Genomic DNA, 20,667 nt, shown 5'->3' with positions numbered 1-20,667 from the left:
GGCCCCTGTGTCTCAGATGTCCCGGAAGATCTCGATCTGCGCCCCCACCGAGTTGAGCCGCTCGGCCAGGTCCTCGTAGCCGCGGTTGATGACGTACACGTTGCGCAGCACGGACGTGCCCTCCGCGGCCATCATGGCGAGCAGGACGACCACCGCCGGGCGCAGTGCCGGAGGGCACATCATTTCGGCGGCGCGCCAGCGGGTGGGGCCTTCCACCAGGACCCGGTGCGGGTCGAGGAGCTGGAGGCGGCCGCCGAGGCGGTTGAGGTCCGTGAGGTAGATCGCGCGGTTGTCGTAGACCCAGTCGTGGATGAGCGTCTGGCCCTGGGCCACCGCCGCGATCGCCGCGAAGAACGGCACGTTGTCGATGTTGAGGCCGGGGAACGGCATCGGGTGGATCTTGTCGATGGGCGCCTCCAGCTTGGAGGGGCGCACGGTGAGGTCGATCAGCCGGGTGCGCCCGTTGTCGGCGGCGTACTCGGCGGTGCGGTCGTGGTCGAGGCCCATCTCTTCGAGGACCGCGAGCTCGATCTCCAGGAACTCCACCGGGACCCGACGGATCGTCAGCTCGGACTCGGTGACGACGGCCGCGGCCAGCAGGCTCATCGCCTCGACCGGGTCCTCGGAGGGCGAGTAGTCGACGTCGACGTCGATGTCGGCCATGCCGTGCACGGTCAGCGTGGTGGTGCCGACGCCGTCGACCCGGACGCCCAGCGCCTCAAGGAAGAAGCACAGGTCCTGGACCATGTAGTTGGAGGAGGCGTTGCGGATGACGGTGACGCCGTCGTTGCGGGCGGCCGCGAGCAGCGCGTTCTCGGTGACGGTGTCGCCGCGTTCGGTCAGCACGATCGGACGGTCGGGCGCGGTGCGTTCCACCACGGCGTGGTAGATCCCCTCGGTGGCCGTGATGTCCAGGCCGAACCGGCGGAGCGCGATCATGTGCGGTTCGATGGTGCGGGTGCCGAGGTCGCAGCCGCCGGCGTACGGAAGCCGGAAGTTGTCCATGCGGTGAAGGAGCGGGCCGAGGAACATGATGATGGAGCGGGTGCGGCGGGCGGCGTCCGCGTCCATCGAGTCGAGGTCGAGCCGGGCCGGCGGCACGATCTCCAGGTCGGTCCCGTCGTTGATCCAACGGGTGCGCACACCAATGGAGTTGAGGACTTCGAGGAGCCGGTAGACCTCTTCGATGCGGGCCACCCGGCGCAGCACGGTGCGGCCCTTGTTGAGCAGCGAGCCGCAGAGCAGCGCGACACAGGCGTTCTTGCTCGTCTTGACGTCGATCGAGCCCGAGAGACGGCGGCCGCCGACGACGCGGAGGTGCATGGGGCCCGAGTAGCCGAGGGAGACGATTTCGCTGTCGAGCGCTTCACCGATGCGCGCGATCATCTCAAGGCTGATGTTCTGGTTCCCGCGCTCGATGCGGTTCACGGCGCTCTGGCTGGTGCCCAGAGCCTCGGCCAACTGCGTCTGTGTCCAGCCCCGGTGCTGCCGGGCGTCACGGATGAGCTTGCCGATGCGTACGAGGTAGTCGTCTGCCATAGGGGCAGGCTATCTCAGATATGAGATGCCGCTCGCGCTGAGGTGGGCCAACGGGGTGAGGAACCGTCAATTCCGATACTGCGGTCCGCGCGCGAGGGCGGCAAGTGGAAGGGATTCATCCGGAAGCGGGGCATTTATGCGCTTGCCAGGCATGTCGTACGCCATGCGTGTGGAACCCGGGGTCGCGTGACCGCGTAACCCGAGGTCGAGGGTGTGGCGCGAGCCGGCGCCGACGCCTCCGGCCCCTGAATGGCCTCGCCCGCGCATGACCTACCGGCGGCCATGTACTAGAGTTATCTCGACATCGAGATATCTACCGAGGCGCACCGCAGCCGACGCTCGGTAAGGGTTACCTAACTTAGCCTTACCTTAGCGGATCGACAACACGTCGTGGCGGCAGGATTGTGGTGGAACGCGCACATATATGAAGGAGACTGTCGTGTCGGCGAACAGCTTCGACGCCCGCAGCACGCTGCGCGTGGGCGACGAGTCGTACGAGATCTTCAAGCTGGACAAGGTCGAGGGCTCCGCGCGCCTCCCTTACAGCCTGAAGGTTCTCCTGGAGAACCTGCTCCGCACCGAGGACGGCGCGAACATCACCGCCGACCACATCCGGTCGCTCGGCAACTGGGACTCTCAGGCCCAGCCCAGCGAGGAGATCCAGTTCACGCCGGCCCGCGTGATCATGCAGGACTTCACCGGTGTGCCCTGTGTCGTGGACCTCGCCACCATGCGCGAGGCCGTCAAGGAGCTCGGCGGCGACCCGGCGAAGGTCAACCCGCTCTCCCCGGCCGAGCTGGTCATCGACCACTCCGTCATCGCCGACAAGTTCGGCACCAAGGACGCGTTCGCCCAGAACGTGGAGCTGGAGTACGGCCGCAACAAGGAGCGCTACCAGTTCCTGCGCTGGGGCCAGACCGCCTTCGACGACTTCAAGGTCGTCCCCCCGGGCACCGGCATCGTCCACCAGGTCAACATCGAGCACCTCGCCCGTACGGTCATGGTGCGGGGCGGTCAGGCCTACCCGGACACCCTGGTCGGCACCGACTCGCACACCACGATGGTCAACGGCCTCGGCGTGCTGGGCTGGGGCGTCGGCGGCATCGAGGCCGAGGCCGCGATGCTGGGCCAGCCGGTCTCGATGCTCATCCCGCGCGTCGTCGGCTTCAAGCTGACCGGCGAGCTGAACCCGGGCACCACCGCCACCGACCTGGTCCTCACGATCACCGAGATGCTCCGCAAGCACGGCGTCGTCGGCAAGTTCGTCGAGTTCTACGGCGAGGGTGTGGCCGCCACTTCGCTGGCCAACCGCGCCACCATCGGCAACATGTCGCCGGAGTTCGGCTCCACCGCCGCGATCTTCCCGATCGACGACGAGACGCTGAAGTACCTGCGCCTGACCGGCCGCGACGCCCAGCAGGTCGCCCTCGTCGAGGCGTACGCCAAGGAGCAGGGCCTCTGGCTGGACCCGGCCGCCGAGCCCGACTTCTCCGAGAAGCTGGAGCTCGACCTCTCCACGGTCGTCCCCTCCATCGCCGGCCCGAAGCGTCCGCAGGACCGCATCGTGCTCGCGAACGCGTCCCAGCAGTTCGCGCTCGACGTCCGCAACTACGTCGACGAGGACGACGAGGCGGGCAAGGAGTCCTTCCCGGCCTCCGACTCCCCGGCCTCCGCCAACGGCGTGCCGAGCCGCCCGACGCTGGTCACCCTGGCCGACGGCTCCTCGTTCGAGATCGACCACGGCGCCGTCACCGTCGCCGCGATCACCTCGTGCACCAACACCTCGAACCCGTACGTCATGGTCGCCGCGGCCCTCGTCGCGAAGAAGGCCGTGGACAAGGGCCTGACCCGCAAGCCGTGGGTCAAGACCACGCTGGCCCCGGGCTCGAAGGTCGTCACCGACTACTTCGACAAGGCCGGCCTCACCCCGTACCTCGACAAGATGGGCTTCAACCTCGTCGGGTACGGCTGCACCACCTGCATCGGCAACTCCGGTCCGCTGGACGAGGAGATCTCGAAGGCGATCAACGAGCACGACCTCGCGGTCACCTCGGTGCTCTCCGGCAACCGCAACTTCGAGGGCCGGATCAACCCCGACGTCAAGATGAACTACCTGGCGTCCCCGCCGCTGGTCGTCGCGTACGCCATCGCCGGTTCGATGAAGGTCGACATCACCACCGAGGAGATCGGCACCGACACCGAGGGCAACCCGGTCTTCCTCAAGGACATCTGGCCGACCGAGGCCGAGGTCAACGACGTCGTGGCCAACGCCATCGGCGAGGACATGTTCAACAAGTCCTACCAGGACGTCTTCGCGGGTGACGCGCAGTGGCAGTCGCTGCCGATCCCGACCGGCAACACCTTCGAGTGGGACGCCGAGTCGACCTACGTCCGCAAGCCCCCTTACTTCGAGGGCATGACGATGGAGACCACCCCGGTCTCCGACATCGCCGGCGCCCGCGTCCTGGCGAAGCTGGGCGACTCGGTCACCACCGACCACATCTCCCCGGCCGGTGCGATCAAGGCCGACACCCCGGCCGGCAAGTACCTCACGGAGCACGGCGTCGAGCGCCGCGACTTCAACTCCTACGGCTCGCGCCGTGGCAACCACGAGGTCATGATTCGCGGCACCTTCGCGAACATCCGCCTGCGCAACCAGATCGCGCCGGGCACCGAGGGTGGCTTCACCCGCGACTTCACCGTCGAGGGCGCCCCGGTCTCCTTCATCTACGACGCCTCGCAGAACTACCAGGCCGCCGGCATCCCGCTGGTCATCCTGGCGGGCAAGGAGTACGGCTCGGGCTCGTCCCGCGACTGGGCCGCCAAGGGCACCGCGCTGCTCGGCGTCAAGGCCGTCATCGCCGAGTCGTACGAGCGCATCCACCGCTCGAACCTCATCGGCATGGGCGTCCTGCCGCTCCAGTTCCCGGAGGGCGCGACCGCCGCCTCGCTCGGCCTGACCGGCGAGGAGACCTTCTCCTTCACCGGCGTGACCGTCCTGAACGACGGCAGCACCCCGCGCACGGTCAAGGTCACCACCGACACGGGCGTGGAGTTCGACGCGGTCGTCCGCATCGACACCCCTGGTGAGGCGGACTACTACCGCAACGGCGGCATCATGCAGTACGTGCTGCGGAACCTGATCCGCAACTAAGCACCCCAACGAGCAAGGCCCGCACCCCGGTTGGGGGTGCGGGCCTTACTCGTGTGCCACGTTCTGGATCAGAACATCAGGCGCATGCCGTTCCAGCCGGTGCCGACCTTGACGCGGTCCTTGAAGGGCGCGCCGTTGGTGGTGCCGGTGCCCGCGTAGAACCAGAGGGCGCCGGAGGCGTCGCGGCCGACGAGGTCGACCTTGCCGTCGAAGTCCAGGTCGCCGAGGCCGACGAGCTTGTTGTACGTGTTCCAGCCCGCGCCGAGCTTGACGCGGTTGCCGAACGGGGCGGCCCAGTTGCCGGTGCCCGGGTAGAGCCAGGCAACACCCGAGTTGTCGACGGCCACGATGTCGGCCTTGCCGTCACCGTTCATGTCACCACGACCGGCGATCTTGGTCATGACGCCCCAGCCGCCGCCGAGCTTGACGGGCGGGGTGAACGAGCCGTCGCCCTTGGCCGTGTAGAGCCACAGCACGCCGGCCTTGTCGCGGGCGATCAGGTCGTCGGCCGGAGCCCCGGCGAGGTTGCCCGGCGAGAAGACGAGGTTGTAGGCGTCCCAGCCCGCGCCCAGGTCCTTCGGGGTGCCGTCCACGCTGTCGAAGACCAGGTGGCCGTTGGTGTACAGCTCGTAGAAGGCGTCGAAGGCGCCGTCCTTGTTGTTGTCCACCTTGGTGACCTGGCTGAACTCGCTGTAGTCGCCCAGCGCCTTGCGGTCACCGAAGCCGCCCGAGCCGTTCGGCGGGTAGAGGTAGGCCTGACCCGAGCCGTCCGCCGCGATCAGCGGGAACGTTTCGGCAGCCGGGGTCTCGTCGCCCGCCGCGAAGGAGCGGTTGGCGGCGGAGCCGGACTGCTTGGCCTTGGCGGTCTTCTGCGCCGACTGGGCCGTCTTCGCCGCGCTGGACGGCGTGCTGTCCGCGGAAGCCGCACCCGCGGTCGTTCCGACGAGAGCTGCTGCGATCGCTGCGACGGCGATGCGGGACAGGGCGCGACCGCCCTTACGGCCGGAAAGTATGGCCACGTATTTCTCCATGTCGAGGAAGAGACGCGCCGCGCCTGGTCGAGGCACGACGCGAGATCTTCTGGATCCTTTCACGCGATCTTTGCGTGTCAACTAGTTTGTGGACGCGGCGAGTAGCTCCACTTCGGCCAGCGAAGCCGTCTTTGTCGGGACGAGTCGGTAATGGGTGTAGGAACCGGGCGAATGGATGGAGAACACCCGAGTCTGCCGGTCCCAGGTGAAGGATTCGCCGGATCGCCTGTCCAACTCGGTCCACTTCACCCCGTCTTGTGAGCCTTCGAGGACCCAAGCGGACGGCGCCTTTCCGGCTGTAGCCGAGGTGAGCGTGTACTGCGTGGCCTTCGTGGCCTTGCTCACTGGCAGGTCCGTCGGCCCGAACTCCGCCGATGTCGCCGAGGAATTGTCGAACAGCGGGCCGGAGCCGGTGATCGCGTCGCTCGCGGGGGCGGGCACTTTGTCGTCCTTGGTGACGGAGACCGGCGCCGCGTTCTTGCCGGTGCCCCACGACGAGGGGTGCGCGCCCATGGTGAAGTCGAGCGTGCCGCCGCGCGCGAGCAGGTCGTGGGGGAGCGCCGTCGAGTTCCACGGCTTCCCGTCGACCTTCAGGGACTGCACGTACACGTTCCGCTCGCTGTTCTTCGGCGCCTTCACGACCAGGTCGCGGCCGTTCTCCAGATGGACGGTCGCCTTGGTGAACAGGGGTGAGCCGATCGCGTACTCGCCGCTGCCCATCACCAGCGGGTAGAAGCCGAGCGCCGAGAACACGTACCAGGCCGACTGCTCGCCGTTGTCCTCGTCGCCGTGGTAGCCCTGCCCGATCTCGCTGCCGTTGTACAGGCGCCGCAGCACCTCGCGGATCTTCTCCTGCGCTTTGGAGGGCTGACCGGCTGCGTCGTACATGTACGTCACGTGGTGCGCGACCTGGTTGGAGTGGCCGTACTGGCCCATCCGCACGTCCCGCGCCTCGGTCATCTCGTGGATGACGCTGCCGTACGAACCGGCGAACTCGGGCGACGCGGTCTCCGGCGTCGAGAAGTAGGCGTCCAGCTTCTTGGCGAGGCCCGCCTGGCCGCCGTACAGGTTGGCCAGGCCCCGCGAGTCCTGCGGGGCGGTGAAGGCGTAGCCCCAGCCGTTGGTCTCGGTGTAGTCGTAGCCCCACACGCGCGGGTCGAACTTGGCGCTGTCCACGCGCCACTGCCCGTTCGCGTCCTTGCCCTGGAAGAAGCCCGCCTTGGCGTCGAAGAGCTTCACGTAGTTCTGGGCGCGGCCCATGAAGTACGCCGACTCCTCCTTGTAGCGGGGCTTCTTCGTCTTCTCATACAGCGTCTGGCCCATCTTCGCGAGGCCGTAGTCGTTCACATAGCCCTCCATCGACCAGGACAGGCCCTCGGGCGTGGAGGTCGGGGCGTAGCCGAGGAAGGGGGAGGTGTCCATGCCCTTGCGGCCCACCCCCGAGGAGGGCGGGGCGACCGTGGCGTTCTTCAGGGCCGCCTCGTACGCCGCCTCGGCGTCGAACTTCACGCCCTTCACATAGGCGTCCGCGAAGGCCACGTCCGAACTGGTGCCGGTCATCAGGTCCGCGTAGCCGGGCGAGGACCAGCGGGAGATCCAGCCGCCGTCCTTGTACTGCTGCACGAAGCCGTCGACCATCTCGCCGGCCTTCTTCGGGGTGAAGAGGGAGTACGCGGGCCACGTCGTCCGGTAGGTGTCCCAGAATCCGTTGTTGACGTACACCGTGCCGTCGACGACCTTCGAGCCGGTGTGCGTGGGGGTGTCCTCGCCGGTCTTCGGCGAGAAGGGGCTGGCGTACTGGTTCTTCGAACCGACCTTCTCGAAGCCGGAGTTGGGGTAGAGGTAAAGGCGGTAGAGCGAGGAGTACAGGGTGGTCAGCTGGTCGTGCGAGGCGCCCTCGACCTCGATGCGGCCCAGGATGTCGTCCCAGGCCTGCCGCGCCCGGTCCTTGATCTTGTCGAAGCCGGCCTTCGCGGGAATCTCGGCGGCCAGGTTGGCCTTCGCCTGGTCCACACTGATGAGTGAGGTCGCCAGGCGCAGGGTCACCGTGCGGTTCTTGCCGGGTTTGAAGCGCGCGTAGCCGGTGACGTCGGCGCCCCCGCCGCCGGGCAGTTTGCCGCTCGCGGTCACGGGCGTGTCGAAGACGCCGTACACGAAGAGCCGTCCGGCGCCCGTGGACAGGCCGCTCTTCACGTCCGAATAGCCGGTGAAGGAGCGCGTCGCCGGGTCGAGCGTGAGCCCGCCCTGGTTGGTGACGTTGTCCAGGATCAGGCTCGCGTCGTCACCGGGATAGGTGAACCGCATCATCGCCGCGTGGTCGGTCGGGGTGATCTCGGTCTTGAGGCCGTTCTCGAAGGTGACGCCGTAGTAGTACGGCTTCGCGGTCTCGTTCTCGTGCTTGAAGGGCAGCGCGCGGGCGGTCCGGGAGGCGTCGGGGGTGCCGGCCGCCGCCGACGGCATCACCTGGAACGTCTGCCGGTCGCCCATCCAGGGGCTCGGCTCGTGGCTGGCGCTGAAGGCCTGGAGGGCGGGCAGGTTGTCGGCGTTGTTGCGCCGCGCGTAGTCGTACAGCCAGTCCTGCGAACCGGCGTTGGTGACCGGGGTCCAGAAGTTGAACCCGTTGGGCACCGCGGTCGCGGGGAAGTTGTTGCCGCGCGAGAACGAGCCGCTGGAATTGGTGCCGCGGGTCGTGAGCGCGTAGTCCGAGAGGTGCCCGAGCGGCTTCTCGGGCTGCTTCGGCGCGATCGAGAGGTCGTCGATCCAGCCCTGGAACTTGGCCGGTCCCCTGGGGGAGTCGTACGCCACCAGGATCCGGTCCACCGTCCGGCCGGCGGCGATCGTGCCGATCACCGAGGAGACCTGGTTCCACTGGTTGACGTAGAGCGTCTTGGCGGCGCCCTGGCCCTGCGGGCTGAGCGGTCCGCCGTGCGAGTCCAGGGCCTTCAGGTCACTCAGATAGGTGCCGTCGGTGAAGGCCAGGTCCACGGACACGTTCGTGGCCGGGTAGCTGAGGTCGGTCTCCGCCATCGACGGGAAGATCTTGTAGTCGAGCTCGGTGTCCCGCCCGACGGGGAGGTTGACGTCGAAGACCTTGTTGTACGAGTAGGCCCGCCCGTCCGCCTTGTGGGTGCCGGCGTAGCGCAGCGCCCGCTTCCCGGTGAAGCCCGCGTTCGCCTTGGCGGTGGGGGAGCCGCCGGGGCCCCGGTCCGGCGCGGTCAGCATGTCCGGCGGGGTGGGGGTGCTGGTGTCGCCGTTGGAGAACTGGATGTCGCCGAGCTGGGTGATGGGGGCGCCGCCGTTGGCGGTGATCTCCAGGCGGTAGTGGGCGTACGCCGTGGTGTTCGCGAAGTCGTACGTCCTGGTCTGGAAGCGGTCCTTGAAGCTCTCGCCGGTGCGGCTGTCCAGGGTCTTCCAGTCCTTGCCGTCCGCCGAGCCCTTCAGGGTCCAGTCCTTGGGATCCCGCTCGGGGGCGTCGTTGGCGGACGTCAATGCGTAGGTGACCGTCTTCACCGGTTCGGACAGGTCGAATTCGAGCCAAGCCGTCGGCTGGAAGGCGAGCCATTTCGTGCTGGGCTGCCCGTCGACGAGGTTCTCCTTCACCTCGCCGCCGTCGGTGTTCTCGGCGCTGGCCCGGACGTCGGTGACCCTGTCGGTCACATTGCCCGGTATGCCGCTGGTGAAGCCGCCGTCGACGCCCGAGGCCCGCTTGTTCCCCGCGCGGTCCGTATCGACGGTATTGGTCCAGTCCGGCTGGGGTTGGCCCGTTTCGAACGAGGTGCTGAACCGGCCGCCGCCATCCGGCGGTTGGGCGGTCGCGGACGGCGCCCCGACGGCGGACTGCGCCGTCACTACGAGCAGGAACGAGGCCGCCACGAGGGCGGCCGCCGGTCCTCGTCGGTACCGGGATCTGGGCAGCATGCGAGCCCTTTCCTTCGGCGCAAGCCGGTCTCAGTCGGCAAGTGCGAGGTGGACAACGTTGTCAGAGTAGAAACGCAGGATCCAGTAGCGCGGCAAGTGCAGGTTGGTGTCAAGGGCGTTGGGAAGGAATGGATGGCCTGAATCATCCGGGGCAATGCGGCCGTCAAGGTGTGTAATGCGCGTCAAAAGCAGCAGCCTCCTCCACGTTGGTACGTACCAATGGATATATCCGCGAGGTCTCAACTCGGGAAAGACTGTCGGCCAACCATGCTTTCGATCTTGCTCAGTTGACGGGAAGTGGACTATACCTGTCGGCGTCCGGGCAACCCGCTGAACGCGGGCGGGGGAACCGCGTGCGGGCCGGTCGGCCCGGGACCGGGCAGCCTCCGCGATGGATGTACGGCATCACTCACGCTTCAACTGTTCGCGGGCGTCGGCGGATTCCGCTGCACCGCATGAGTCCTGGAGAAGGCGAGGACTTGAGCATGGGATCCGAGATCAACCGCCGTGACGCACTCAAGCGGGCCATGGCAATCGGCCTGCTGGCAGTGCCGGCGACGTCACTGCTGAGCGCGTGTGCCAGTTCCGACAGCGGTGACAGCACCAAGAAGCCGAGCTCCCAGGGCACCAAGTCGGCGGACAATCCGCTCGGCGTCAACAAGGGCACCGCCCTTGAGGCGTTCGTCTTCAAGGGCGGCTTCGGCGACGACTACATCAAGTCCGCCGAGGCCGACTACAACGCCAAGTACGGCATCACCATCAAGCACACCGGAACGCAGGCGATCGGCCCCAAGCTCCAGCCGCGTTTCGCGAGCAGCACCCCGCCGGACTTCATGGACAACTCCGGCGCCGACAACCTCGACACCGCCGCCCTCGCCAAGACCGGCAAGCTCCAGGACCTCACCCCGCTCCTGGACGCGCCGACCATCGACGACCCGTCGAAGAAGGTCCGCGACGTCCTGATCGCCGGCACCGTCGAGCAGGGCCAGTTCGGCTCCAAGGAGATGTACGCGTTCAACTACGCGTTCACCGTCTACGGCACCTTCTACTCCAACAAGCTGTTCAAGGAGAAGGGCTGGACGTACCCGCAGACCTTCTCGGACATGCTGGCGCTCTGCAAGAAGATCAAGGCCGCGGGCATCGCCCCCTTCACGTACCCGGGCAAGTACCCGTACTACGTGCACTTCGACCTGCTGCACCAGATCGGCAAGATCGGCGGCAAGGAAGCCCTCAACGCGATCGACAACCTCGACGACGGCGCCTTCAAGACGGACGCGGTCAAGGAAGTCATCACGTACTACGAGGAGCTGGCCGGCCAGGGCTACTTCCTGCAGGGTTCCGAGGGCATGACCCACATCCAGATGCAGACCGCCTGGACGCAGGGCCGCGCCGCGATGGTGGCCGACGGCTCCTGGGTGGAGAACGAGGCGGCGCCCACCATGCCGAAGGACTTCGACCTCGCGGTCGGCTCCCTCATCGGCTCGGGCCCCAGCGACAAGCTGCCCTTCGGCGCCCTGTACGCGGCGGCCGGCGAGCCCTTCATCGTCGCCAAGGACGGCAAGAACCCGGTCGGTGGCATGGAACTGCTTCGCATCATGCTCAGCAAGAAGCAGACCACCAACTTCACCAACGCCATCAAGTCGCTGACCTGCGTCCAGGGCGCCGCCGACGGACTGACCCTCACCCCGGGTCTCACCTCGGCGAACGCCGCCCTGAAGGCGGCCGGGCCGAACGTGCTCAACTCCCGCCTGCAGGACTGGTACAAGAAGCTCAACAACGAGACCATCGGCAACCTGACCCTGGACCTGCTCTCGGGCAAGATCAAGGCGACCGAGTGGATCGACAAGGCCCAGAAGGCGTCGGACGACACGAAGAAGGACTCCTCCGTCCCGAAGTTCAAGCACCTCTGACGAGGCCGCTTACCACTACTGGCTGAGACGAGAGCGACCGGCGACATGCGACACGGCAAGTACCGGTTCATCATCGGATTCCTGGCAATTCCCCTGGCGCTGTACGGGGTCCTCGTGATCTCGCCGTTCATCCAGGACTTCCAGATTTCGATGACGAGCTGGAGCGGACTGACCCCCGAGAAGAACTTCATCGGGCTGGACAACTATCAGAAGCTGATCCACAACGACCTCTTCTGGAAGGCGTTGTGGCACAACGTCCTTCTGCTCCTGTGCGTGCCGGTCGTCACGCTGGCTTTCGGTCTCTTCTTCGCCTTCATGCTGAATGTCGGCGGCCGCCGCAAAGGTTCTGCGGGGGTCGCCGGCGTGCGGGGCTCCGGCCTCTACAAGGTGATCTTCTTCTTCCCGCAGGTCCTCTCGATCACGATCATCGCGATCCTGTGGCAGCAGATCTACAACCCCGACCCCCAGAACGGGATGCTCAACTCGCTTTTGGCGGACATCGGTCTGAGTTCGCTCCAGCAGTCGTGGCTCGGCGATTCCAATATCGCGCTGATCTGCATCATGGTCGTGATGGTCTGGGCGAACGTCGGCTTCTACGTCGTCCTGTTCTCCGCCGGAATGGCCTCCATTCCGGGCGAGATCTACGAGGCGGCCCTCCTGGACGGCGCATCGCGGGTCAAGACGTTCTTCCGGATCACCCTGCCGCTGCTGCGGGACACGGTGGCCACCGCCTGGGTCTACATGGGCATCATCGCCATGGACGCCTTCATCTACGTACAGCTGATGTCCGTGAACGTCGGCGGCCCCGACGAATCCACCGACGTGGTCCCGCTGCTCCTCTACAAGACGGCGTTCCGGGACAACAGCCAGTACGGAATGGCCGCGGCCATGGGTGTCGCGATGCTCATCGTGACCCTGGTGTTCGCCATTCTCAGCATGCGTCTGTCGCGCCGCGAGCGCATCGAATTCTAGGGGTGGCGCGATGACGACCGAAACGATGAAGGTGGACGGCGAGCAGTCGTCCGCACCCGCCGCCAGCGCCGCCCGCTGGAAGTGGCGCAGCAGCGAGGGGGGCGTGCTCAACGCCTTCTCGCACGTGTTCCTCCTGGTCTGGGCGCTCATGGTGGGCGTGCCCCTGCTGTGGGCGCTGTGGAGCTCGTTCAAGACCTCCGGCGACATCCTCACCCACCCCTGGTCGCTGCCCACCGAGCTCCACTTCGACAACTGGTCGCGGGCCTGGAGCAAGGCGAACATCGGGCAGTACTTCCTCAACACCGCGTTCGTGGTGGGCCTTTCGACCTTCGGCACGATGCTGCTCGGCTCCATGGCGGCCTATGTGCTCGCCCGGTTCGAGTTCCCCGGCAACAGGTTCATCTACTTCCTGTTCGTCGGCGGCATGGCCTTCCCCGTGGTGATGGTGCTCGTACCGCTCTTCTTCGTCACGAAGAACCTGGGCATCCTGAACACGCTGCCCGGCCTGGTCCTGATCTACATCGCGTACTCACTGCCGTTCACGGTGTTCTTCATGACGGCGTTCTTCCGCACGCTGCCGACCACGGTCGCCGAGGCCGCGTTGATCGACGGGGCCTCGCACACCCGCACGTTCTTCCAGATCATGCTGCCGATGGCCAAGCCCGGCATCATCAGCATCGGCATCTTCAACGTGCTCGGCCAGTGGAACCAGTACCTGCTGCCCCTGGTGCTCAACCAGGGCGACACCAAGAACTGGGTGCTCACCCAGGGCCTCGCGGACCTCGCCGTGCAGCAGGGCTACCAGGGCGACTGGGGGGCGCTCTTCGCGGGGCTCTCGATCGCGATGCTCCCCGTGCTCGCCGTCTACATCGTCTTCCAGAAGCAGGTCCAGGCGGGCCTGACGGCGGGAGCGCTCAAGTAGCCGGACCGTAGCTCCACCCGCTTCTCCCGACCGCCCGTGGGCCCCGCGCCCGCGGGCGGTCGCGCGTTTCCCCGATCCGCTCCGCATCTGCTCAGGTCTTGACGGGAGACCACCCGTAAGGCTGAGCTTAGAGTTCACATGTTGGAGAAAAGACGGGGCCTCATTGCTGCGGCTCCGTGCAGGGGCGGCCGTCGTGCCGCCCGCCTACGGCGGGAGTGGATGAGTCGATGGAGACTCCGGGGTCGCAGACGTCACTGCACCGGGCCAACCTTGAGCGGGTCGTACGGGCCGTGCGCATGGCGGGCTCGCTCACCCAGGCCGAGATCGCCAGGACGACCGGCCTGTCCGCGGCCACCGTCTCCAACATCGTCCGCGAGCTGAAGGACGGCGGGACCGTCGAGGTCACCCCCACCTCGGCGGGCGGCCGCCGGGCCCGCAGCGTCTCGCTCAGCGGCTCGGCCGGCATCGTCATCGGCGTCGATTTCGGCCATACGCACCTGAGGGTGGCGGTCGGCAACCTGGCCCACCAGGTGCTCGCCGAGGAGTCCGAGCCGCTGGATGTCGACGCCTCCTCCGCGCAGGGCTTCGGCCGGGCGGAAGAGCTGGTCAAGCGGCTGATCGCGGCCACTGGCATCGGCCAGGACAAGGTCATCGGCGTTGGCCTGGGCGTGCCGGGACCCATCGACGTGGAGTCCGGCACGCTCGGCTCCACCTCGATCCTGCCGGGCTGGACCGGCATCAACCCCAGCGAGGAGCTCTCCGGGCGCCTGGGTGTCCCGGTGTACGTCGACAACGACGCCAACCTGGGCGCGCTCGGCGAGCTGGTCTGGGGCAGCGGCCGCGGGGTGCGCGACCTGGCGTACATCAAGGTCGCGAGCGGTGTCGGCGCGGGCCTGGTGATAGACGGGCAGATCTACCGGGGGCCCGGTGGCACCGCGGGCGAGATCGGGCACATCACCCTGGACGAGTCGGGCCCGGTGTGCCGCTGCGGCAACCGAGGCTGCCTGGAGACCTTCACCGCGGCTCGCTATGTGCTCCCCCTGCTGCAATCCAGCCACGGAGCGGACCTGACGATGGAGCGCGTAGTCCAGTTGGCCCGCGAGGGCGACCCCGGCTGCCGCCGTGTCATCGCCGACGTCGGACGCCACATCGGCAGCGGCGTCGCCAACCTCTGCAACCTCCTGAACCCCAGCCGGGTGGTCCTCGGCGGTGACCTCGCGGAGGCCGGAGAGCTCGTGCTCGGGCCCATCAGGGACTCCGTGTCGCGGTACGCGATCCCCAGCGCCGCACGGCAGTTGTCGGTTCTTCCGGGGGCGCTCGGCGGCCGTGCGGAAGTGCTCGGCGCGCTTGCTCTCGTACTGAGTGAAATGGGGGATTCGACCCTGTTGGACAGTGCTCTCCCCGCCTCGGCGCCTGCCTTCACTTAGATAACGGATGGCACCGTTGTCATCTCGTTAAGGATTTACTCCTTGACGGTGGGCTTAACGCCGAGTTGACTTCCAGCCACCTCGGCCGCAACGTCGCGGCCTCGTCAGGGAGGTTTCTGAAGTGAACACGAACATGCGTCGTGCCGCTGTAGCCGTTGCCGCCACCGCGATGGCCGTCTCGCTCGCCGCCTGTGGCAGTGCGAAGGAGTCCGGCGGCACCAAGTCGTCCGGCAGCGCCAAGAAGGGCGACGACCTCAAGATCGGCCTGCTGCTCCCCGAGAACCAGACCGCGCGCTACGAGAAGTTCGACAAGCCGCTGATCGAGGCCAAGGTCAAGGAGCTGACCAACGGCAAGGGCCAGATCGTCTACGCGAACGCCAAGCAGGACGCGACGACCCAGAACCAGCAGGCCGACACGATGATCACCAACAAGGTGGACGCGCTCATCGTGGACGCGGTCGACGCCAAGGCCGTCGCGGGCTCGGTCAAGAAGGCCAAGGAAGCCGGCATTCCGGTCGTCGCCTTCGACCGCCTCGCCCAGGGGCCCATCGACTCCTACGTGTCCTTCGACAACGAGGAAGTCGGCCACGTGCAGGGCAAGGCCCTCCTCCAGGCCCTGGGCGACAAGGCCAAGTCCGGCGACATCGTCATGATGAACGGCGCCGTCACCGACCCGAACGCCGCGCTCTTCAAGAAGGGCGCCCACGCCGAGCTCGACGGCAAGGTGAACATCGGGAAGGAGTACGACACCAAGGAGTGGAAGCCCGAGAACGCCAACTCCAACATGGAGGCCGCGCTCTCCGCCCTCGGCAAGGACAAGGTCATCGGCGTCTACTCCGCCAACGACGGCATGGCGGGCGGCATCATCACCGCCCTCAAGGCGGCCGGCCTCGCCAAGCTCCCGCCGGTCACCGGCCAGGACGCCGAGCTCGCGGGTGTGCAGCGGATCATCACGGGCGAGCAGTACATGAGCGTCTACAAGTCCTACCCGCAGGAGGACGCCATCGCCGCCGAGATGGCGGTCAAGCTCGCCAAGGGCCAGGACCTCGGCTCGCTGGACGCCAAGAAGGTCGACTCGCCGACCACCAAGGCCGTCCCGTCCACGATCGTCCCGGTCGTCTCGCTGACCAAGGACAACATCAAGGACACCGTCATCAAGGACAAGATCTACACGATCGCCGACATCTGCACGGCCAACTACAAGGCCGCCTGCGACGCGCTCGGCCTCAAGTAGGTCCCCCGCCAAGTCCCTTTCCGTACAAGGGACTTGAGCACTCCGAAGGCTCCTCCGGCGCCCCCGCGCCCGCCTTTTCAGCCCCGCTGCGGCGCGGGCGCCGGACGGAACGTTTCCCCTTCTTCGAGTTCCCTTCGGTTCTCTTCTGTTCTCTTCTGCTCGACCTCCGCGCCCCCACCCCTTCGGGCGCGGCATCCCCGCCGGTCAGGCGGCGAAGGAGATGGTTCACGTGTCCGCTACGCCCGTGTTGGCGTTGCGCGGGGTCTCCAAGCGGTTCGGTGCCGTTCAGGCGCTCACCGACGTAGAGCTTGAGGTCCACGCCGGTGAAGTGGTCGCCCTGGTGGGCGACAACGGCGCCGGAAAGTCCACGCTGGTCAAGACGATCGCCGGCGTGCACCCCATCGATGACGGCGTCATCGAGTGGGAGGGCAAGGCCGTCCAGATCGCCAAGCCGCACGACGCCCAGACCCTCGGCATCGCGACCGTCTACCAGGACCTCGCGCTGTGCGACAACATCGACGTCGTCGGCAACCTCTACCTCGGACGTGAGCTGAAGAAGCGCGGCGTCCTCGACGAGGTCGAGATGGAGCGCCGCTCGCGCGAGCTGCTCACCACGCTGTCGATCCGCATCCCGAGCGTGCGCATCCCGATCGCCTCGCTCTCCGGCGGCCAGCGCCAGACCGTGGCCATCGCCCGCTCGATGCTCGGCGAGCCCAAGCTCGTCATCCTCGACGAGCCGACCGCGGCGCTCGGCGTCGAGCAGACCGCCCAGGTCCTGGACCTGGTGGAGCGGCTGCGCGAGCGCGGCCACGCGGTCGTCCTCATCAGCCACAACATGGCCGATGTGAAGGCCGTCGCCGACAAGGTCGCGGTGCTCCGGCTCGGCCGGAACAACGGTGTCTTCGATGTGAAGAGCACCTCGCAGGAAGAGATCATCTCCGCCATCACCGGAGCCACGGACAACGCCGTGACCCGCCGTGCGGCGCGCAACGCGGAGGCTCAGAAGTGAACACCGACAAGACCTCCCCGACCGACCTCGGCAAGCCGCACGCGGCTCCCGTGGACGCGCCGCCCGCGGCGGACGCGGCGTCCACCGCCGTCGACCCCCGCCTCCTCGTGCGCGAGCAGGGCTTCGCCGGCTACCTCGGCGAGTTCAAGCGCAAGGTGCGGGCCGGTGACCTGGGCGCGCTGCCCGTCATCGTCGGCCTGGTCATCATCTGCATCGTCTTCCAGAGCCTGAACTCAAGGTTCCTCTCCGCCGGCAACCTCTCCGACATCTCCGTCGCCATGGTCGGCACGGGCATGATCGCGGTGGGCATCGTCTTCGTGCTGCTGCTCGGCGAGATCGACCTGTCGGTGGGCTCGGTCAGCGGTGTGGCGGGCGCCTCCTTCGCGGTGCTCAACATCACCCACGGCATGTCCGAGTGGCTGGCCCTGGTCCTGGCGATCCTCACGGGTGCGGTCGCGGGCACCATCCACGGCTACATCTTCGCGAAGATCGGTGTTCCCGCCTTCGCCGTCACGCTGGCCGGTCTGCTGTTCTGGAACGGCTTCATGCTGAAGATCCTCGGCGAGAACGGCACGATCAACACCAACGACTCGGGCGTCTTCTACAACCTGTCCAACTACTTCTTCAGCGACATCGCGGTGGCCTACGGCGCGGCCGCGGTCGCCGTCGCCGCGTTCTTCCTGTCGGCCTTCTCCGACAGCCGCCGCCGGGAGGCCGCGGGCATCCCGTCCCGCCCGCTCGGCGAGATCGTGCTGCGTACGGCGCTGCTCGCCGTGGTGGCGTTCGCGGCCGCGTACATGTTCAACCAGAGCAAGGGCCTGCCGCTGGCCGTGGTGATCTTCCTTGCGGTGCTGATCCTCACGGACTTCGTGCTCCGCCGCACCTCGTACGGCCGCAAGATCTTCGCGCTCGGCGGCAGCGTCGAGGCCTCGCGCCGGGCCGGCATCAACATCGTGACGGTCCGCACCTCGGTCTACGCGATCTCCGGCACCTTCGCCGCGGTCGGCGGTCTCTTCATCGCCTCCAAGATCAGCGCGGCCAACCAGGGCGCCGGCAGCGGCGACCTCCTGATGAACGCCATCGCGGCGGCCGTCATCGGCGGCACCAGCCTCTTCGGCGGCCGCGGCCGCACCTGGAACGCGCTCCTCGGCGTGCTGGTGATCACCTCGATCCAGTACGGCCTCGCCCTCGAAGGCGTCGCCGCGGCGATCCAGCAGATGATCACCGGCGGTGTGCTCCTGATCACCGTGATCATCGACGCCGTCACCCGCAAGACCCAGAAGTCCGCGGGCCGCGCCTGACCTGCCCGCTTGTAGACGTGCCCGGTACCCCTGAGGTGCCGGGCACGTCTGCGCGTTGCAGTGCCCGTCAGCCGCACGGGTGACGCGGAACGCACCGCCCCGCGACCACGGTCGCGGGCGGAACATTAGACTCAACGGATCGGCATGCTCGACCAGCACGGATGCAAGGAGGCACGGGTGCCGCTGCTTACCCGTATCAGGGGACCGCGCGATCTTGACCGGCTCAGCCCGGAGCAGCTCGACCAGCTGGCGGCAGAGATCCGGACCTTCCTGGTGGACGCGGTCTCCAAGACCGGCGGACACCTCGGTCCGAACCTCGGTGTGGTGGAACTGACCATCGCACTGCACCGCGTTTTCGAATCCCCCAGGGACAAGGTCCTCTGGGACACCGGACACCAGAGTTACGTCCACAAGCTGCTCACGGGGCGGCAGGACTTCTCGAAGCTGAAGATGAAGGGCGGCCTCTCCGGCTACCCGGCGCGCGCCGAGTCGGAGCACGACTTCATCGAGAACAGCCACGCCTCCACGGTCCTCGGCTGGGCCGACGGCCTCGCCAAGGCGAACGAGGTGCTCAAGAAGGACGACCACGTGGTGGCCGTCATCGGCGACGGCGCCCTCACCGGCGGCATGGCCTGGGAGGCGCTGAACAACATCGCCGCCGCCAAGGACCGCCCCCTGGTGATCGTGGTGAACGACAACGAGCGCTCGTACGCGCCGACCATCGGCGGCCTCGCCAACCATCTGGCCACCCTGCGCACCACCGACGGCTACGAGCGCTTCCTGGCCAAGGGCAAGGACCTCCTGGAGCGCACCCCGGTCGTCGGCAAGCCGCTGTACGAGACCCTGCACGGCGCCAAGAAGGGCCTCAAGGACTTCATCGCCCCGCAGGGCATGTTCGAGGACCTCGGCCTCAAGTACGTCGGCCCCATCGACGGGCACGACATCGACGCCCTGGAGTCGGCCCTGCAGCGCGCCAAGCGCTTCGGCGGCCCGGTCATCGTGCACTGCCTCACCGAGAAGGGCCGCGGCTACCAGCCGGCGCTCGCGGACGAGGCCGACCGCTTCCACGCCGTCGGCAAGATCCACCCGGACACCGGCCTGCCCGTGTCGACCTCCGGCCTCGACTGGACGTCCGTGTTCGGCGAGGAGATGGTCAAGCTCGGCAAGGAGCGCGAGGACATCGTCGCGATCACCGCGGCCATGCTCCAGCCGGTCGGCCTCGACAAGTTCGCCAAGGCCTTCCCCGAGCGGGTCTACGACGTCGGCATCGCCGAGCAGCACGCCGCGGTCTCGGCCGCGGGCCTGGCCACCGGCGGTGTGCACCCCGTCTTCGCGGTGTACGCGACCTTCCTCAACCGCGCCTTCGACCAGGTCCTCATGGATGTCGCCCTGCACAAGTGCGGCGTGACCTTCGTGCTCGACCGGGCCGGTGTCACCGGCACCGACGGCGCCTCGCACAACGGCATGTGGGACATGTCGATCCTCCAGGTCGTCCCCGGCCTCAGGATCGCGGCCCCGCGCGACGCCGACCAGGTACGGGCCCAGCTGCGCGAGGCCGTCGAGGTCGAGGACGCCCCGACCGTCGTGCGCTTCTCCAAGGGTGCGGTCGGCCCCGCCGTCAAGGCCGTCGGCCGCATCGGCGGCATGGACGTGCTGCGCCGGCCCTCCTCGGAGACCGTGCGCCCGGACGTGCTCCTGGTCTCCGTCGGCGCGCTCGCGCCGATGTGCCTGGAGATCGCCGACCTGCTCGACGCCCAGGGCATCTCGACGACCGTGGTCGACCCGCGCTGGGTCAAGCCGGTCGACGAGGCCATGGCGCCGCTCGCCGAGCAGCACCGCGTCGTCGTCACCGTCGAGGACAACAGCCGCGTGGGCGGCGTCGGTTCGGCGATCAGCCAGGCGCTGCGCGACGCGGGCGTGGACGTACCGCTGCGCGACTTCGGCATTCCGCCGCGCTTCCTCGACCACGCCTCGCGCGGCGAGGTCATGGCGGAGATCGGCCTGACCGCGCCGGACATCGCGCGTCAGGTCACCGGTCTCGTCTCGAAGCTGGACGGCCGGTTCGAGGAGAGCCGGGCCGCCGTGGAGCCCGCCCGCGACTGATGATGTGACCGTTCGGTCAACGGGCCGGACCGATCTCCCTGTACGGGTGATCGGTCCGGCCCGTTCGCGTGAATAAAGCGCCCAGCCCGGTACCCGTACCGCCACTCCTCCCGATCATGGCGAGGACGTTGAGCTAGCGGAGGTGCA

General features: G+C 67.6%; 12 protein-coding genes. 9 read left to right on the top strand and 3 right to left on the bottom strand.

The annotated features are described in order from the left end of the window. Positions 1-12: 12 nt before the first annotated feature. Positions 13-1,539 (bottom strand): helix-turn-helix domain-containing protein, encoded by a 1,527-nt coding sequence (locus tag OHA17_RS09950; RefSeq protein ID WP_406505927.1) that lies wholly within the window; start codon positions 1,537-1,539, stop codon positions 13-15. Positions 1,540-1,963: 424 nt separating this feature from the next. Here OHA17_RS09950 and acnA point away from each other — a divergent pair, with 424 nt between their 5' ends. Then, positions 1,964-4,693 (top strand): aconitate hydratase AcnA, encoded by a 2,730-nt coding sequence (acnA, locus tag OHA17_RS09945; RefSeq protein WP_406505925.1) that lies wholly within the window; start codon positions 1,964-1,966, stop codon positions 4,691-4,693. A 68-nt stretch (positions 4,694-4,761) separates the two neighbouring features. On the opposite strand, the gene OHA17_RS09940 is transcribed toward acnA, so the two are convergent. Both OHA17_RS09940 and OHA17_RS09935 read right to left on the bottom strand, forming a co-directional pair. Next, positions 4,762-5,712, bottom strand: coding sequence for an FG-GAP repeat domain-containing protein (locus OHA17_RS09940; RefSeq protein WP_406505923.1), 951 nt, complete (start codon positions 5,710-5,712; stop codon positions 4,762-4,764). Between the two features lie 93 nt (positions 5,713-5,805). Further along, the gene (locus OHA17_RS09935) at positions 5,806-9,642 is read right to left on the bottom strand and encodes a GH92 family glycosyl hydrolase (RefSeq protein WP_406505921.1); all 3,837 of its coding nucleotides are present in this window, start codon (positions 9,640-9,642) and stop codon (positions 5,806-5,808) included. A gap of 485 nt (positions 9,643-10,127) precedes the next feature. Here OHA17_RS09935 and ngcE point away from each other — a divergent pair, with 485 nt between their 5' ends. The 8 genes from ngcE to dxs all read left to right on the top strand — a co-directional run bounded on the left by ngcE (position 10,128) and on the right by dxs (position 20,520). After that, a complete protein-coding gene (gene ngcE, locus OHA17_RS09930) occupies positions 10,128-11,552 on the top strand; it encodes an N-acetylglucosamine/diacetylchitobiose ABC transporter substrate-binding protein (RefSeq protein ID WP_398881208.1) in 1,425 nt (474 codons plus the stop codon). A gap of 45 nt (positions 11,553-11,597) precedes the next feature. Next, positions 11,598-12,524 carry a carbohydrate ABC transporter permease gene (locus OHA17_RS09925; RefSeq protein ID WP_398881210.1) on the top strand — a complete coding sequence of 309 codons (927 nt, stop codon included), beginning with the start codon at positions 11,598-11,600 and terminating at the stop codon, positions 12,522-12,524. Between the two features lie 25 nt (positions 12,525-12,549). After that, a complete protein-coding gene (locus tag OHA17_RS09920) occupies positions 12,550-13,446 on the top strand; it encodes a carbohydrate ABC transporter permease (RefSeq protein WP_398881270.1) in 897 nt (298 codons plus the stop codon). 227 nt (positions 13,447-13,673) lie between these two features. Continuing rightward, positions 13,674-14,873 (top strand): ROK family transcriptional regulator, encoded by a 1,200-nt coding sequence (locus OHA17_RS09915; RefSeq protein WP_398881212.1) that lies wholly within the window; start codon positions 13,674-13,676, stop codon positions 14,871-14,873. A gap of 133 nt (positions 14,874-15,006) precedes the next feature. Beyond that, positions 15,007-16,107: a sugar ABC transporter substrate-binding protein gene (locus OHA17_RS09910; protein WP_406510679.1), complete on the top strand. Its 1,101-nt coding sequence runs from the start codon at positions 15,007-15,009 to the stop codon at positions 16,105-16,107. A gap of 220 nt (positions 16,108-16,327) precedes the next feature. Beyond that, positions 16,328-17,116, top strand: coding sequence for an ATP-binding cassette domain-containing protein (locus OHA17_RS09905; RefSeq protein ID WP_053729442.1), 789 nt, complete (start codon positions 16,328-16,330; stop codon positions 17,114-17,116). Continuing rightward, the gene (locus OHA17_RS09900) at positions 17,113-18,417 is read left to right on the top strand and encodes a sugar ABC transporter permease (protein ID WP_406505917.1); all 1,305 of its coding nucleotides are present in this window, start codon (positions 17,113-17,115) and stop codon (positions 18,415-18,417) included. The genes OHA17_RS09905 and OHA17_RS09900 overlap by 4 nt, the downstream gene beginning before the upstream one ends. 177 nt (positions 18,418-18,594) lie before the next feature. Continuing rightward, positions 18,595-20,520: a 1-deoxy-D-xylulose-5-phosphate synthase gene (gene dxs, locus OHA17_RS09895; protein WP_053729452.1), complete on the top strand. Its 1,926-nt coding sequence runs from the start codon at positions 18,595-18,597 to the stop codon at positions 20,518-20,520. Positions 20,521-20,667: the final 147 nt, after the last annotated feature.

Origin of the sequence: Streptomyces sp. NBC_00212 (assembly GCF_045206365.1) — a bacterium.
Taxonomy (GTDB): Bacteria; Actinomycetota; Actinomycetes; order Streptomycetales; family Streptomycetaceae; genus Streptomyces.
This window is presented reverse-complemented; position numbering and strand designations above follow the sequence as displayed.